Below are 16330 nucleotides of genomic sequence, written 5' to 3' on the forward strand. Positions count from 1 at the left end.
GCCCCTGGAAGAAGCGCAGATCGGGAAAGTAGCCCGGCGAATCCGGCGCTTTCTGGGGGTGGGTTGAGCCCCTGCCCGCCGGGCGCGCCGCTTGCCGGCGGCTGAGAAAAACCGTCAACCGAAGGGGAACTTTCCGCGCTTAGCACTCTCTTACCGGGAGTGCTAATATCGATCTCAGAAGGAGCCGAAAGGAACCATCGATGACCATGACCACCGCCCTTGCCCCCCGTGACCCCTGGAGTGTGGTGCCCTCGCTGGGCAATCTGGACGCGTACATCCGCTCGGTCCAGAGCATCCCCATGCTGGAGGCCGAGGAAGAGCAGGCGTTGGCCCGGCGCCTGCGAGATCAGCAAGACCTGCAGGCCGCCTCGCGTCTGGTGCTCTCGCACCTGCGTCTGGTGGTCTCCATCTCGCGCCAGTATCTGGGCTACGGCCTGCCTCAGGGTGACCTCATCCAGGAAGGCAACGTGGGCCTGATGAAGGCCGTCAAGCGCTTCGATCCCGATCAGGGCGTGCGCCTGGTGAGCTACGCCATGCACTGGATCAAGGCCGAGATCCACGAATACATCCTGAAGAACTGGCGTCTGGTCAAGGTGGCCACCACCAAGGCGCAGCGCAAGCTGTTCTTCAACCTGCGCTCGCTCAAGCACCAGTTCAAGGGTGAGGCGGACGACGCCCACGTGGGCCGCGCCGCCCTGTCCGAGGCCGACATCCAGCGCGTGGCCGCCGAACTCGACGTGCGCCCGGAGGACGTGATCGAGATGGAGACCCGCATGGCCGGCGGCGACGTGGCACTTGAATCGCCCACCGACGACGACGGCGATGCCCCCTTGGCCCCCATGGCCTACCTGGCCGACGAGGTGCACGAGCCCACCCGCGTCATCGAAGCCGCCCGCCGCGACTGGCTGGCCTCCGACGGCATCACCCACGCGCTGTCGACGCTCGACGACCGCAGCCGCCGCATCGTCGAAGAGCGCTGGCTGAAGGTCAACGACGACGGCTCGGGCGGTATGACGCTGCACGAACTGGCCGCCGACTACGGCGTCAGCGCCGAGCGCATCCGCCAGATCGAAGTGGCCGCCATGAAGAAGATGCGCAAGGCCCTGGCCGAGGTCGTCGAGGCCTGACCCGACTGCAGCGCACAGACGAACGGCGCCTCAGGGCAACCTGGGCGCCGTTTGCTTTCAGAGCCAGCCGCGGGCCTTCAAATCGGCTTCCGCCTGTGCCGCGTGTTCGAAGCGCACCGCACGCCAGCCCAGCTCCAGGGCCGTGCGGATGTTGTGCACGTTGTCGTCGATGAAAACGGTGCGGCTTGGCTCAACGCCGAACGTCTCGATGGCCGTGTGAAAGATGTCCGCGTTGGGCTTGATCTGCTTGACGTCGCATGAGAACACGCCCGAGCGGAAGTGCTTCAGAAAGGCGTGCTCGCGCTCCAGAAAGGCCGCGTACGGCGCGGGCATGTTCGACAGGAAGTGCAGCCGCGTGCCGGCGGCCGCCAGGCGCTCCAGCCAGGCGACCGTGTCGGCCAGCGGCGCGAGATGCGGCGGAATGGCCGCCATCAGCCGGTCCAGATCGGCCTCGGGCAGGTCCGTGCGCCGGGCAATCCGCCCCCGCACCTCGTCCCACTCGGCCGTGCCCCGGTCAAAGGCGGCCCAGTCGCCGTCGGGCATGAAGGACTGGAACACGGTGTGCGCCAGGGCCAGCGCTTCTTCAGCGTTGCGGGCCCGATCGGGCATCACCTGCTGCAGCAGCACCACCGGCTGCCAGTTGAACAGCACGCCACCAAAATCGAACACCACCGCGTCAGGCGGTGGCAGGGGCGCTGCGGCGCCGTCTTGCATCAGGGTCATCGGTCGTCGGCCTCAGGCGCGCAGTTGCTGGATCAGCGAGGCCGTCGCGGCGTCCAGGCCACTCACGTCGCCACTGCTCAGGCGGGGCAGCAGTTCCTTGCACATCGCCTTGCCCAGCTCCACGCCCCACTGGTCGAACGAGTTGATGCCCCACAGCGCGCCGCTCACGAAGGTGCGGTGCTCGTGCAGCGCGATCAGCGCGCCCAGCGTGTACGGGGTCACCTCATCGAGCAACAGCGTCAGGCTGGGGCGATTGCCCGGGAAGGTACGGTGGCGCGCGATCACCTCGGGCGCCAGGTCCTTCGACGCCGTGGGTGCCTGCTCACCCACGGCCTCGGCCGTGGTCTTGCCCCACATCAGCGCCTGGGCCTGCGCCAGGCCATTGGCCAGCAGCATGCGGTGCTGCTCGGCGAACAGATCACGCAGCGCCGGCGACATGGCCTCGGGCTGACGGAAGCTCGGGCGCTTGACCAGAATGAACTCCACCGGGATCACGTCCGTGCCCTGGTGCAGCATCTGGTAGAAGGCGTGCTGCCCGTTGGTGCCCGGCTCGCCCCACACCACCTCGCTGGTGGCATAAGGCAGCGTCTGCCCGTCGGCATCCACGCACTTGCCGTTGCTCTCCATCACCAGCTGCTGAAGGTAGGCCGGCAGGCGGCGCAGCCCGTTGTGGTACGGCGAGATGCACCGGCTGGTGTAGCCCATGAAGTTGCGGTACCAGACGTCGAGCAGGCCCAGCTGGATCGGCACGTTGGCCGCCAGCTGCGCCGTGGCGAAATGCTGGTCCATGGCGTGTGCGCCCGACAGCAGCGCGCGGAAGTGTTCGCTGCCCAGCGCCAGGGCGATCGGCAGGCCGATGGCCGACCACAGCGAATAACGCCCGCCCACCCAGTCCCAGAACCCGAAGGTGGTCGTCACGCCGAACTGCGCCGCAGCCTCGACATTGGTCGTCGTGGCGACGAAGTGCGTGGCGATGTCCGTGCCGCCCGCATCCACGAACCACTGCCGTGCCGCCTGGGCGTTGGCCATGGTCTCCTGCGTGGTGAAGGTCTTGGAGGCGATGATGAACAGCGTCGTGGCCGGTTTCACCTTCGGCAGCACCGAGGCCAGGTCCTGACCGTCGACGTTGCTGACGAAGTGGAAGCGCACGCGTGCGTCGACAAAGGCCTCGAGCGCGGGCACCACCATCTGCGGCCCCAGGTCCGATCCCCCAATGCCGATGTTGACGATGTCGGTGAAGCGGCCTTCGGCCCGCACGCCATCCACATAGGCCAGCATGCGGTCGAGCACCCCGTGCACCAGCTCGCCGTGCGGGCCCTGCCCCTTCGGTGCGCGCAAGGCTGTGTGCAGCACGGCGCGGCCCTCGGTCGCATTGATCGGCTCGCCGGCGAGCATGGCATCACGCCTCGCCTCGATGCCGCATTCGCGCGCCAGACCCAGCAGGTGCTCGCGCGTGGCCACATCCCAGTGACAGCGCGACAGGTCGGCCACCAGGCCGGGGGCCGGCAGCGTGAGGCGGCGTACGCGATCGGGGTCGTCTGCAAACAGCGCACGCAGGTCGATCTCGCGCCCGTGCGCCTGGTGGTGGCCGGCCAGCGCCTGCCATGCCACGGTCTGGTCACAGCGTGGATGAGACATCGAAGAGGACTCCGAGGGGTGAGGAAGAAAGGGGTTCAGGCCTGCAGGGCCTCGATCATGGCGTCAAGCTTGCCGGCATCGACCGCAAAGGCGCGGATGCCTTCTGCCAGCTTCTCGGTGGCCATGGCATCGTCGTTGAGGGCGTAGCGGAAGGCGGCTTCACTCAGCGCGGCTTCCCGCGTGCCAGCCTGTGCGGGCGGCGTCAGCTGGCGCTCGATCGGAGCCTCGCTGGCCTGAAGCTGGGCCAGCAGGTCGGGGCTGATGGTCAGCAGGTCGCAGCCCGCCAGCGCGGTGATCTGGCCGGCATTGCGGAAGCTGGCGCCCATCACCTCGGTCGCAATGCCGTGGTCCTTGTAGTACGCGTAGATGCGCGCCACCGATTTCACGCCCGGATCATTCACGCCGGCGTTCGCAGCCTCGTCCCAGCCGGCACCGGCCTGCTTCTTGTACCAGTCGTAGATCCGGCCGACGAACGGGCTGATCAGTTGCACCTTGGCATCGCCACAGGCCTGCGCCTGGCAGAACGCGAACAGCAGCGTCAGGTTGCAGCGGATGCCTTCCTGCTCCAGCACGCGGGCGGCCTGGATGCCCTCCCACGTCGAGGCGATCTTGATCAGCACACGGCTGCGCGCGATGCCTGCGGCCTCGTACAACCCCATGATGCGGCGCGCGCGCGCCACGGTGGCCTCGGTGTCGAAGCTCAGGCGGGCATCGACCTCGGTCGACACGCGGCCCGGCACCACCTTCAGGATCTCGAGCCCGAAGCGCACCAGCACGTTGTCGACGATGACGTCGAGCGCCTCGCCCTTGTGGGCTTTCACCGTGTCCGCCAGCAGCGGGGCATAGTCGGGCTTCTGCACGGCCTTGAGGATGAGCGACGGATTGGTCGTGGCATCCTGGGGCGTGAACTGAGCAAGCTGCTTGAAGTCGCCGGTGTCGGCCACAACGGTGGTGTATTGCTTGAGCTGGTCGAGTTGGCTGGGCATGTGCGTACAGTGGCTGCAGACTGACAGGCCACCACGCCGATTGCACAGCGGGCTCCCGTCAGAAGTATTATCGTTAGATTAACACCGGGAGCATGACACCCCCGGTGTAAACCCTCCACCACTATCGCACAGGCCGCAGCCATGTCCTTTGACCTCGTCTTCTTCGGTGGCACCGGTGACCTCACCTGGCGCAAGCTGATGCCCGCCCTCTTCCAGGCCTGGCGGCACGGCAAGCTGCCGGCCGACGGGCGCATTCTGGCGGTGGCCCGTGACCAGCGCGACGACGCGGGTTACCGCGACTGGCTGAAGGACCGCCTGCAGGCCGCCGACACCGCCAAGCGCCCGACCGACGAGGAGTTCGAGCAGTTCTCTCAGCTGGTGCACTACCGGCCGATGGACCTGTCCAAACCCGACGACTACCAGCGACTGAAACGCTGGCTCGATGAGCGCAACGCCGACACGGCCGTCATCTACCTGGCCACCAGCCCGCACCTGTTCCCGGTCATCTGCACCCAGCTGGGCGCCGCCGGCCTCAACCACGACCGCGTGCGCGTGGTGCTGGAAAAGCCGCTGGGCCACGACTTGGCCAGCGCACAGGAAATCAACCGCGTGGTGCGCTCGGTGTTCAGCGAACGCCAGGCCTTCCGCATCGACCACTATCTGGGCAAGCCCTCGGTGCAGAACCTCATGGCCCTGCGCTTCGGCAACGTGCTCTTCGAGCCGCTGTGGCGCCGCGAGAGCATCGCCAACATCCAGATCACGCTGGCCGAGAGCCTGGGCGTGGGCACCCGCGGCGACTTCTACGACCGCACCGGCGCGCTGCGCGACATGATCCAGAACCACGCGCTGCAGCTGCTGACCATGGTGGCGATGGAGCCGCCGTCCAGCGCCGACGCCGACGCCATCCGCGACGAAAAGCTCAAGGTGCTGCGCTCGCTGAAGCCCTTCGACGCCGTCTCGGTGGCGCGCGACGTGGTGCGGGGCCAGTACCGCGCGGGCACGGTCGAGGGACAGCCCGTCAAGGGCTATCTGGAAGAAGACAAGGTGCCCGCGGGCAGCGCCACCGAAACCTTTGTGGCCCTGCGCTGCGAGGTGCAGAACTGGCGCTGGGCGGGCGTGCCCTTCTACCTGCGCACCGGCAAGCGCCTGGCCAACCGCCACGCCGAGATCGTCGTGAACTTCCGCTCGACACCGCACTCGATCTTCCCGGGGGCCGCGCGGCCGAACCGGCTGGTGATCAAGCTGCAGCCGGAAGACGGGCTGGAGCTGCACCTGCTGGCCGCCAAGGGCTCGGTGGGCTCGACGGATGCGAGCGGCGCCGAGAAGCTGTCGCCGGTGTCGCTCGACCTCGACTTCGACAAGGCCTTCCCGACCGACCGCGTGGGCGCCTACGAGCGCATGCTGCTCGATGCGCTGGCGGGTCGACTGAACCTGTTCGTGCGCTCCGACGAGCAGGAGCAGGCGTGGCGATGGGTGGAGCCGATTCTGGAAGCCTGGAAGCAGGACCCACATGGCGTGCGGACCTACACCGCGGGCACCTGGGGCCCGCCTGCCGCCAGCGCCCTGGTGGCGCGCGACGGTTTTACCTGGCCGGAAGAGGCCTGAAACGCAGAGGTCGGGCCTCAGCCCGACTGCAGCAGCCCGTCGACCCCGTACAGGCCAGCCAGCTCCGTGAGCTTGGTGGGGAGCGACTGCACCGAGAAGGCACGCCCGCGCGCACGTGCCATGCGCTGGCATTCCAGCAGCACAGCCAGCGCGCTGGAGTCGAACTGCTGCAGCGCCGAGCCGTCCACCGTCAGCATGACGACCTCGCCCGGCTTGCCGGCCGCCGCCTGCTCCAGCGTCTGCTTGAACAGGCTCAGCACATGCGGCACTTCCGCGTGTGTGATGACAGCGGGCAACAGCAACATCGCGCTCATCAGCCGGTCGTCTTCTTGTTGGCCAGTTGCTTGTTGCGCTCGACCAGCTTGGCAATCAGGCCGTCGATGCCCGAGGCGTTGACTTCCTGCGCAAAGCTGCTCTGGTAGGTCTGCACCAGCCACGCGCCCAGCACGTTGACGTCGTAGATCTTCCAGCCGCTCGCGGCCTTCTCGAGGCGGTAGTCGATCTGGATCGGCTCACCCTGACCCTTGACCACCGTGCGCACCACCACCTCGGTGTCTTCCGGGCGGCTGCGCATCGGGCGGAACTCCACCGTCTGGTCCTTGATCTGGGCCACGGCGCCGGCGTAGGTGTAGACCAGCAGGGTCTTGAACTCTTCCTGCAGGCGCTTCTGCTGATCGGGCGTGGCCTGGCGCCACGCGCGGCCCACGGCCGACGCCGTCATGCGCTGGAAGTTCACGTGCGGCAGGATCTTGGTGTCGACCACCGTGATGAGCTTGCGCACATCGCCTGACTGGATCGCCTTGTCGCCCTTGACGGTGGCGAACACGTCGGCGGTGATGGCCTTGACGAAGGCATCGGGAGCCTGCGCCGCAGCGGCGGCCACGGCCGGGTTGGGCGCCACGGCGTCCTTGGCGTCCTTGGCGACCTGGGCCAGCGCCGGCGTGGCCAGCGACGCGGCCAGCAGCGCGGCGGCCAGCGTACGGAGGGATGAGGGTTGCTTCAGCATGATGTCAATGTCCTAAGGGGGCCATCTGGCCATTCAACGCACGGGCAGCTTGCCGGGACGACAAGCGCAGCAGCACGCGTGCCTGCTCAGCGGGTTGCGCCTGACGCACCAGATGCGCCGGAAGCCGGCGCAGCGGCCGCTGCAGGCGCCTGAGGTGCCGGCTCGGATGCCGGGGCTTCCGGCTCGGACGGCGCGTACAGCACGTCGTCGTCCTCGTCGCTCTCATCGTCGTCCAGGTTGCTTTCCGGCGGGTTGCCTTCGTAGATCAGGTTCTGGCGCCGCTGCAGGTAGGCGTCGCGGACGAAACTGTACTTGTCCAGCGCCACGTCATCGAGCAGGTTCGTGGCCTCCAGAATGTTGGCGCGCACGCTCACCAGACGCAGCCCGGTGATGGCCAGCCCTTGCGCGGCCGTCTCGCCCAGCGAGGACGGCGAAGCGTACAGGTCACCCGGCAACGCCACCGAATCGCGCGCAGTCGACGATCCAAGGAAGGGCCAGACCACATACGGTCCGGGGCGCATGCCCCACACACCGAAGGTCTGCCCCAGGTCCTCGTTCTGACGTTCGAGCTGCATCGGTGTGGCCACGTCCAGCACACCGAGCAGGCCGAACGTCGTGTTCACCGACACGCGGATCACGCCGAGCGTGCCATCGGCAAAGCGGCCCTGCAGGAACAGGTTGACCGTCGACCAGGCATCACCGATGTTGCCCATGAAGTTGCGCACGCCGGTACGCACCGGGCTCGGAACCACGGCGTTGTACCCGCGGGCCACCGGCTGCAGCACCGTGCGGTCCACCGCTTCGTTGAAAGAAAAGACCTGGCGGTTCCAGGGCTCGATCGGGTCCCGCTCGAGCGGGCCCGTGGCGCACCCCTGCAGCAGCACCGCCCCGCCCAGCACCAGCGCCCCCGACACGCGGCGCACATCGGGCATCGACACAACGGGCATCACTTGGCGGCCCCCTTGTTGTCGCCCTCGGCGGCCTTGCTGTAGAGGAACTGGCTGATGAGGTTCTCCAGCACGATGGCCGACTGCGTGCTCTTGATCGTGTCGCCCTGCGCCAGGTTGGTTTCGCCGTAGCCCGGCTCCAGGCCGATGTACTGCTCGCCCAACAGGCCGGCGGTCAGGATCTTGGCCGAGCTGTCCTTCGGAAAGGTCACGCCCTTGTCGAGGGCGATGTCGACCCGGGCCTGGAAGTTCTCGCTGTCGAAGGAGATCGACTTGACGCGCCCGACCACCACGCCCGCACTCTTGACTGCCGCCTGGGGCTTGAGCCCGCCGATGTTGTCGAAGCGGGCCGTCACGGTGTAGCCCGCGTCGAAGTTGAGCGTCAGCAGGTTGCCCGCCTTCAGCGCCAGAAACAGGATGGCCGCCGCGCCGATCAGCACGAACAGACCCACCCACACATCATGTTTTGATTTCTGCATCTTGTCGTCCTTCCAGCCTGCGTTTCGTCAGATCGAGAACATCATGGCTGTCAACACAAAGTCGAGTCCGAGCACGGCCAGCGAGGCCATGACGACGGTGCGGGTCGTCGCAAGCGACACCCCCTCGGCGGTGGGCTTGCACTCGTGGCCTTGCAGCAAGGCCACAAAGGTCACGGTGACGCCGAACACCACGCTCTTGATCAGGCCGTTGCCCACGTCCTGGAAGACGTCGACGCCGCTCTGCATCTGAGACCAGAAGGCGCCGGGGTCGACCCCGATCATCACCACGCCCACCAGCCAGCCGCCCAGGATGCCGACCGCCGAAAATACGGCAGCCAGCAGCGGCATGGCAATCACGCCCCCCCAGAATCGCGATGCAAGCACGCGCTGGATCGGGTCAACAGCCATCATCTCCATGGCAGCCAGCTGTTCACCCGCCTTCATGAGGCCGATGCCGGCCGTCAGTGCGGTGCCGGCGCGTCCGGCAAACAGCAAGGCCGCCACCACCGGGCCCAGTTCACGCGCCAGCGACAGCGCCACCATCAGGCCCAGGGCCTCGCTGGAGCCGTAACGCTGCAGGATGTAGTAGCCCTGCAGGCCCAGCACGAAGCCCACGAACAGCCCCGAGACCAGGATGATGGCCAGCGAGTAGTTGCCGAGGAAGAAGATCTGCTCGGACAGCAGGCGCGGGCGCCGGAACGTGGCGGCCAGCGTGCCGAGCAACTTCAAGAACAGCCGCGTGGCGTAGCCGATGTCGGTGACCTTCAGGCGCACGGCCTGGCCCACCACGCTGGGTTGCAACCAACGGATCATCCGCGCACCCCGAAATCATGGCCCGCGTCCTGTGCGGGGTAATGGAAGCGCACCGGGCCATCCGGCGCCGCGTGCACGAACTGCCGGACCAGCGGGTCTTCGCTGGCGCGCATCTCGGCCGGCGAGCCCTGCGCGACGATGCGGCCATTGGCCAGCAGCACCACGTGGTCGGCGATCAGAAAGGTCTCCTCGACATCGTGCGACACCAGGATGCTGGTCAGCCCCATGGTGTCGTTCAGTTCGCGGATCAGCCGGGCGGCCACGCCCATCGAGATGGGATCGAGGCCCGCAAACGGCTCGTCGTACAGCATCAGCGCCGGATCCAGCGCCATGGCGCGCGCCAGGGCCACCCGCCGCGCCATGCCGCCAGAGATCTCGCTCGGCATGAGGTCGCGCGCCCCGCGCAGCCCCACCGCATTCAGCTTCATCAGCACCAGATCGCGGATGATGGACTCGGGCAGGCGCGTGTGCTCGCGCAGCGGGAAGGCCACGTTCTCGAACACGCTCAGGTCGGTGAACAGCGCGCCGAACTGGAACAGCATGCCCATGCGGCGGCGCGCGGCCATCAACCCGGCGGCATCCAGGGTGGCCATGTCCTGACCGTCGACCAGCACCTGCCCCGCCATCACTCCGAGCTGCCGCCCGATCAGCCGCAACACGGTCGTCTTGCCACCGCCCGAGGTGCCCATGAGGGCCACGAGCTTGCCGCGGGGCACCACCAGATCGATGTTCTCGAGAATGATGCGGTCGCCGTAGCCGCACGTCACACCCCGGAGTTCGACCAGGGCATCCGGCACGGAGGCGGCGCTTTCAGAGGCTGGGTTGGGGGTATCTGGCGTTGACATGAAAATGGTTGCCGGTGCAATGAACACCAATCCCCGATCATAGGGCATGGTCTTGGTACCCGCCGGGTATGGGCCAATCCCCAAGCGAGGCTTGCAGGTAAAGAAGCAGCAAGCCCCCTTCAGGGCGAATGCACCGAGCTTCACGAAACACAAAGGCCGCCCGGGAGGGCGGCCTTTTTGCCACTGGCGCCTGCCGGGGCCAGCGCGTCTCGCTCAGCGCGGCAGCGTGGTCGAACCCATCAGGAAGGCATCGACTTCACGGGCGGCCTGGCGGCCTTCACGGATGGCCCACACCACCAGGGACTGGCCGCGGCGCACGTCGCCGGCCGCGAACACGCCCGACACGTTCGTCTTGTAGCCGCCGACGTCGGTCGAGGCCTTGGCGTTGCCACGTGCGTCCTTCTCGACACCGAAGCCTTCCAGCATCGTGTTGACCGGGTTCACGAAGCCCATGGCCAGCAGCACCAGGTCGGCCTTGAGCGTCTGCTCGGAGCCCGGCACCTCGTTGAACTTGCCGTCCTTGAACTCGACGCGCACGGTCTTGACGCCCGTGACCTTGCCGTTTTCGCCGATGAACTCCTTCGTGGCGATGGCGAACTCGCGCTCGCAGCCCTCTTCGTGGCTCGAGGAGGTGCGCAGCTTGATCGGCCAGTAGGGCCAGGTCAGCTCCTTGTTCTCCTGCTCCGGCGGCTGGGGCATCAGCTCGAACTGGATCACGCTCTTGGCGCCGTGGCGGTTCGACGTGCCCACGCAGTCGGAGCCGGTGTCGCCGCCGCCGATCACGATCACGTTCTTGCCCGTGGCCATGATCTGGTCCTTGACCTTGCCGCCCGCGTTCACGCGGTTCTGCTGGGGCAGGAACTCCATCGCGAAGTGGATGCCGGCCAGATCGCGCCCCGGCACGGGAAGGTCACGCGACTGCTCCGAACCACCGGCCAGCAGCACGGCGTCGAAGTCCTTCTTCAGTTGCTCGGGGCTGACCGTTTCCTTGGCCCAGTTCGTGACCTTGGAGCCCTTGGGCAGTTCGCCGACGATGGTGTTGGTCTTGAAGACCACGCCTTCGGCTTCCATCTGCTTGACGCGGCGGTCGATGTGCGACTTGTCGAACTTGAAGTCGGGGATGCCGAAACGCAGCAGACCGCCGATGGTGTCGTTCTTCTCGAAGACCGTCACGTCGTGGCCGACGCGGGCCAGCTGCTGGGCAGCGGCCATGCCGGCAGGGCCGGAGCCCACGATGGCGATCTTCTTGCCGGTCTTGACTTTGGCCGGCTGGGGCTTGACCCAGCCCTCCTGCCAGGCGCGGTCGATGATGGCGTGCTCGATCGACTTGATCCCGACGGGATCGTTGTTGATGTTGAGCACGCAGGCGGCCTCGCAAGGCGCCGGGCACACCCGACCGGTGAAGTCGGGGAAGTTGTTCGTCGAATGCAGAACCTCGATCGCGTTCTTCCAGTCCTGGTGATAGACCAGGTCATTGAAGTCCGGGATGATGTTGTTGACCGGGCAGCCGTTGTTACAGAACGGAGTGCCGCAGTCCATGCATCGCGCGCCCTGGATCTTGGCCTGCTCGTTGGTCAGGCCAATGACGAACTCCTTGTAGTTCTTGACGCGCTTCTCGACGGGCTCATAGCCCTCTTCCAGACGCTCGAATTCCAGAAAGCCAGTGACTTTTCCCATTTCAAACTCCTAACGTCGCGATCAGGCCTTGGCCTTGGCGGTCTTGGCCTTCGTGATCGTGGCCGTTGCTTCTTGCTTGGCGCCCATCTCGGTCAGCGCGCGGCGGTACTCGTGCGGGAAGACCTTGACGAACTTCGCCATGGAGGCAGACCAGTTGTCGAGGATCTCGCGGGCACGCAGCGAGCCGGTCCAGCGGTGATGGTCTTCCACCAGCTTCCTGAGCAGCGCCTCGTCGGCCTGACCCTTGTGCAGCGGGATGCCGGCGTCGGCCTGCTCCGCGGCAGGCAGCACCTTCTCGAGCGACACCTGGGCGGTGTTGACACGCTTGGCGAACTGGCCGTCCTCGTCGTAGACGTAGGCCACGCCACCCGACATGCCGGCTGCGAAGTTGCGGCCGGTCCGGCCCAGCACGACGACGGTGCCGCCGGTCATGTATTCGCAACCGTGGTCGCCCGTGCCTTCGACCACCGCGGTGGCACCCGACAGACGCACGCCGAAACGCTCGCCGCCCACGCCACGGAAGAAGGCTTCGCCTTCGGTGGCGCCGTACAGCACGGTGTTGCCGACGATGATGTTGTCGTTGGCGTTGCCGCGGAATTCGATGCTCGGACGCACCACCACGCGGCCGCCGCTCAGGCCCTTGCCGGTGTAGTCGTTCGCTTCACCGATCAGGTACAGCGTGATGCCCTTGGCCAGGAAGGCGCCAAAGGACTGGCCGCCCGTGCCTTCCATCTGGATGAACACGGTCTGGTCGGGCAGGCCGTCCGGATGGTGCTTGATCAGCTCGCCCGACAGCATGGCGCCAACGGTACGGTTCACGTTGCGGGCCTGCTCCATGAACTGGACCTTCTCGCCACGCTCGATGGCCGGCTTGGCCTTCTCGATGAGGCGCACGTCCAGGGCCTTGTCCAGGCCGTGGTCCTGGGTGGACACATGCAGACGCGGCACATCGGCCGGCACCGGGGGCAGCGCGAAGACGCGGCTGAAGTCCAGACCCTGCGCCTTCCAGTGCTCGATGCCCTTGCGGGTGTCGAGCAGGTCGGCACGGCCGATCAGGTCGTCGAACTTGCGGATGCCCAGCTGGGCCATGATCTGACGCGCTTCTTCGGCCACGAAGAAGAAGTAGTTCACGACGTGCTCGGGCTTGCCGGAGAACTTCTTGCGCAGCACCGGGTCCTGTGTCGCCACGCCCACCGGGCAGGTGTTCAGGTGGCACTTGCGCATCATGATGCAGCCCTCGACGACCAGCGGGGCGGTCGCGAAGCCGAACTCGTCGGCACCCAGCAGGCCGCCGATCACCACGTCACGACCGGTCTTGATCTGGCCGTCGGTCTGCACACGCACACGGCCGCGCAGGCGGTTCAGCACCAGGGTCTGCTGGGTTTCAGCGAGGCCCAGTTCCCACGGCGTGCCGCAGTGCTTGATCGACGACCAGGGCGAAGCACCCGTGCCGCCGTCGTGACCGGCGATCACGATGTGGTCGGCCTTGGCCTTGGCCACACCCGTGGCCACCGTGCCCACGCCCACTTCCGACACCAGCTTGACCGAGATGTCGGCCTTGGGGTTGACGTTCTTCAGATCGTGGATCAGCTGAGCCAGGTCTTCGATCGAGTAGATGTCGTGGTGCGGCGGGGGCGAGATCAGGCCCACGCCCGGCACCGAGTGACGCAGCTTGCCAATGTAGTCGGACACCTTGCCGCCGGGCAGCTGGCCGCCTTCACCGGGCTTGGCGCCCTGAGCCATCTTGATCTGGATCTGGTCGGCCGACACCAGGTATTCGGTGGTCACACCGAATCGGCCCGACGCCACCTGTTTGATCTTCGAGCGCAGGCTGTCGCCATCCTGCATCTCGTAGTCGGCTTCGATGCGCGAGGCACCGACCACGTCGGACACCTTGGTGCCCTTGACGATCTTGATGCCCTTGAGCTCGTTGCGATAACGGGCCTCGTCTTCGCCGCCTTCACCGGTGTTCGACTTGCCGCCGATGCGGTTCATGGCCAGGGCCAGGGTCGAGTGGGCTTCGGTGGAGATCGAGCCCAGCGACATGGCGCCGGTGGCGAAGCGCTTGACGATTTCGGATGCGGGTTCGACTTCCTCGACGGGAATCGCCTTGGCCGGATCGATCTTGAACTCGAACAGGCCGCGCAGGGTCAGGTGGCGCTTGCTCTGGTCGTTGATGATCTGGGCGTATTCCTTGTAGGTGTCGAACTTGCCCGAGCGCGTCGAGTGCTGCAGCTTGGCAATCGCGTCCGGCGTCCACATGTGCTCTTCGCCACGGGCACGCCAGGCGTACTCACCACCCGTTTCCAGCATGCTGGTCAGCACGGGGTCGGTGCCGAAGGCCGCCTTGTGGTTGCGGATGGCTTCTTCAGCCACTTCGAACACGCCAATGCCGCCGACCTGCGTGGGGGTGCCACGGAAGTACTTGTCGACCAGTTCCTTGTTCAGGCCGATGGCTTCGAAGATCTGGGCGCCGCAGTACGACATGTACGTGCTGATGCCCATCTTCGACATGATCTTCGAGAGACCCTTGCCGATGGCCTTGATGTAGTTGTAGATGGCCTTGTCGGCCGACAGCTCGCCCGGCAGGTCCTTGGCCATGTTGGCCAGGGTTTCCATGGCCAGGTAGGGGTGCACGGCTTCGGCGCCATAACCTGCCAGCACGGCGAAGTGGTGCACTTCGCGGGCGGTGCCGGTTTCCACGACCAGACCGGTCGAGGTGCGCAGGCCCTTGCGGACGAGGTGATGGTGGATGGCCGACAGGGCCAGCAGCGCCGGGATGGCGATGTTGGCACGATCCATCTTGCGATCGGTGATGATCAGGATGTTGTGGCCGCTCTGGATGGCTTCCACGGCTTCGGCGCACAGCGAGGCCAGACGGGCTTCGACACCTTCGTGGCCCCAGGCCGCCGGGTAGGTGATGTCGACCTCGTACGGCTTGAACTTGCCGCCGGTGTGCTTCTCGATGTTGCGCAGGCGGGCCATGTCGTCGAAGTCCAGCACGGGCTGGGACACTTCGAGGCGCATCGGCGGGTTCACCGCGTTGATGTCGAGCAGGTTGGGCTTCGGGCCGATGAACGACACGAGCGACATCACCACGGCTTCGCGGATCGGGTCGATCGGGGGGTTCGTCACCTGGGCGAACAGCTGCTTGAAGTAGTTGTACAGCGGCTTGTTCTTGTCCGACAGCACGGCCAGGGGCGAGTCGTTGCCCATGGAGCCGGTGGCTTCTTCGCCGTTGGTGGCCATCGGGGCCATCAGGAACTTGACGTCCTCCTGCGTGAAGCCGAAGGCCTGCTGGCGGTCGAGCAGCGATTCGCCGAACTCACCGGCGGCGCCCTGGGCGTCAATGGTGTCGAGCTTGATGCGGACGTTCTCGATCCACTGGCGATAGGGCTTGGCCGAGGCGTACTGGGCCTTGAGCTCTTCGTCCTCGATGATGCGGCCCTGTTCGAAGTCGATCAGGAACATCTTGCCCGGCTGCAGACGCCACTTCTTGACGATCTTGTTCTCGGGGATGGGCAGCACGCCCGATTCCGAGGCCAGCACGACCAGGTCGTCGTCGGTGATCAGGTAGCGGGCCGGGCGCAGGCCGTTGCGGTCCAGCGTGGCGCCGATCTGGCGGCCGTCGGTGAACACCATGGCGGCGGGGCCGTCCCACGGCTCCATCATGGCGGCGTGGTACTCGTAGAAGGCGCGGCGGCGCTCGTCCATGGTCGCGTGCTGTTCCCAGGCTTCCGGGATCATCATCATCGCGGCCTGCGCCAGCGGGTAGCCGGCCATCACCAGCAGTTCGAGCGCGTTGTCGAACGTGGCGGTGTCGGACTGGCCGTCGAGGCTGATCGGGTACAGCTTCTTCAGGTCGTCGCCCAGCACGGGCGACTTCATCACGCCTTCGCGGGCGCGCATCCAGTTGAAGTTGCCCTTGACGGTGTTGATTTCACCGTTGTGGGCCACCATGCGGTACGGGTGAGCCAGCGGCCACTCGGGGAAGGTGTTGGTCGAGAAGCGCTGGTGCACCAGGGCCAGGGCCGACACCACGCGCTCGTCGCGCAGGTCGATGTAGTACTTGCCAACCTGGTCGGCGAGCAGCAGGCCCTTGTAGATGATGGTGCGGCACGACATGCTGGGCACGTAGTACTCGCTGCCGTGCGTCAGGTTCAGGCTCTGGATCTTGGCCGACGCCGTCTTGCGGATGACGTACAGCTTGCGCTCCAGCGCGTCGGGCACGAGGATGTCCGGGCCACGGCCGATGAAGACCTGGCGGATGACCGGCTCTTTTTCGCGCACAGTGGGCGACATGGGCATGTCGCGGTCGACCGGCACGTCACGCCAGCCCAGCAGCACCTGGCCTTCGGCCTTGATCGCACGCTCGAGCTCCTGCTCACAGGCCTGGCGCGAGGCGCTTTCCTTGGGCAGGAAGATCATGCCGACGCCGTACTCGCCCGGCGGGGGCAGCTCGACACCCTGCTTGGCCATCTCGG

The 16330-nt window shown here is 66.5% G+C and carries 13 protein-coding genes; 2 read left to right on the forward strand and 11 right to left on the reverse strand.

Features of this window, described 5'->3' with window-relative positions:
* Nucleotides 1–200 precede the first annotated feature (200 nt).
* A complete protein-coding gene (gene rpoH / locus Q0Z44_RS16280; protein ID WP_298014700.1) occupies nt 201–1127 on the forward strand; it encodes an RNA polymerase sigma factor RpoH in 927 nt (308 codons plus the stop codon).
* A 57-nt stretch (nt 1128–1184) separates the two neighbouring features.
* Here rpoH and Q0Z44_RS16285 read toward each other — a convergent pair whose 3' ends face one another.
* The 3 genes from Q0Z44_RS16285 to tal are packed head-to-tail and all read right to left on the reverse strand — an operon-like array spanning nt 1185 to nt 4474.
* Nucleotides 1185–1850, reverse strand: coding sequence for an HAD family phosphatase (locus Q0Z44_RS16285; RefSeq protein WP_298014701.1), 666 nt, complete (start codon nt 1848–1850; stop codon nt 1185–1187).
* A 12-nt stretch (nt 1851–1862) separates the two neighbouring features.
* The gene (gene pgi / locus Q0Z44_RS16290; RefSeq protein WP_298014702.1) at nt 1863–3488 is read right to left on the reverse strand and encodes a glucose-6-phosphate isomerase; all 1626 of its coding nucleotides are present in this window, start codon (nt 3486–3488) and stop codon (nt 1863–1865) included.
* Nucleotides 3489–3523: 35 nt separating this feature from the next.
* Nucleotides 3524–4474 (reverse strand): transaldolase, encoded by a 951-nt coding sequence (tal, locus tag Q0Z44_RS16295; RefSeq protein ID WP_298014703.1) that lies wholly within the window; start codon nt 4472–4474, stop codon nt 3524–3526.
* Between the two features lie 141 nt (nt 4475–4615).
* Between tal and zwf the strand changes: the two genes are divergently transcribed.
* The gene (gene zwf / locus Q0Z44_RS16300) at nt 4616–6079 is read left to right on the forward strand and encodes a glucose-6-phosphate dehydrogenase (protein WP_298014704.1); all 1464 of its coding nucleotides are present in this window, start codon (nt 4616–4618) and stop codon (nt 6077–6079) included.
* A gap of 17 nt (nt 6080–6096) precedes the next feature.
* Here zwf and Q0Z44_RS16305 read toward each other — a convergent pair whose 3' ends face one another.
* From Q0Z44_RS16305 to Q0Z44_RS16340, 8 genes are all read right to left on the reverse strand, one after another.
* Nucleotides 6097–6384, reverse strand: a complete 288-nt coding sequence (locus tag Q0Z44_RS16305) for an STAS domain-containing protein (RefSeq protein ID WP_109038198.1) — start codon at nt 6382–6384, stop codon at nt 6097–6099.
* A gap of 8 nt (nt 6385–6392) precedes the next feature.
* A complete protein-coding gene (locus tag Q0Z44_RS16310; RefSeq protein ID WP_298014705.1) occupies nt 6393–7085 on the reverse strand; it encodes a phospholipid-binding protein MlaC in 693 nt (230 codons plus the stop codon).
* Nucleotides 7086–7171: 86 nt separating this feature from the next.
* Entirely contained in the window at nt 7172–8032 is an 861-nt protein-coding gene (locus Q0Z44_RS16315; protein ID WP_298014706.1) for a VacJ family lipoprotein, read from the reverse strand.
* Entirely contained in the window at nt 8032–8511 is a 480-nt protein-coding gene (gene mlaD, locus Q0Z44_RS16320) for an outer membrane lipid asymmetry maintenance protein MlaD (RefSeq protein ID WP_298014707.1), read from the reverse strand. Before mlaD ends, Q0Z44_RS16315 begins: the two co-directional genes overlap by 1 nt.
* A gap of 27 nt (nt 8512–8538) precedes the next feature.
* Nucleotides 8539–9321 (reverse strand): lipid asymmetry maintenance ABC transporter permease subunit MlaE, encoded by a 783-nt coding sequence (gene mlaE / locus Q0Z44_RS16325; protein ID WP_298014714.1) that lies wholly within the window; start codon nt 9319–9321, stop codon nt 8539–8541.
* Nucleotides 9321–10169: an ABC transporter ATP-binding protein gene (locus Q0Z44_RS16330; RefSeq protein ID WP_298014708.1), complete on the reverse strand. Its 849-nt coding sequence runs from the start codon at nt 10167–10169 to the stop codon at nt 9321–9323. Before Q0Z44_RS16330 ends, mlaE begins: the two co-directional genes overlap by 1 nt.
* Nucleotides 10170–10382: 213 nt before the next feature.
* Entirely contained in the window at nt 10383–11846 is a 1464-nt protein-coding gene (locus Q0Z44_RS16335; RefSeq protein WP_298014709.1) for a glutamate synthase subunit beta, read from the reverse strand.
* A gap of 21 nt (nt 11847–11867) precedes the next feature.
* Nucleotides 11868–16330, reverse strand: a 4463-nt coding sequence (locus tag Q0Z44_RS16340) for a glutamate synthase-related protein (protein ID WP_298014711.1), incomplete at its 5' end; no start/stop codon positions are given.

This window comes from uncultured Aquabacterium sp. (genome assembly GCF_947366995.1).
Lineage (GTDB): Bacteria > Pseudomonadota > Gammaproteobacteria > Burkholderiales > Burkholderiaceae_C > Aquabacterium.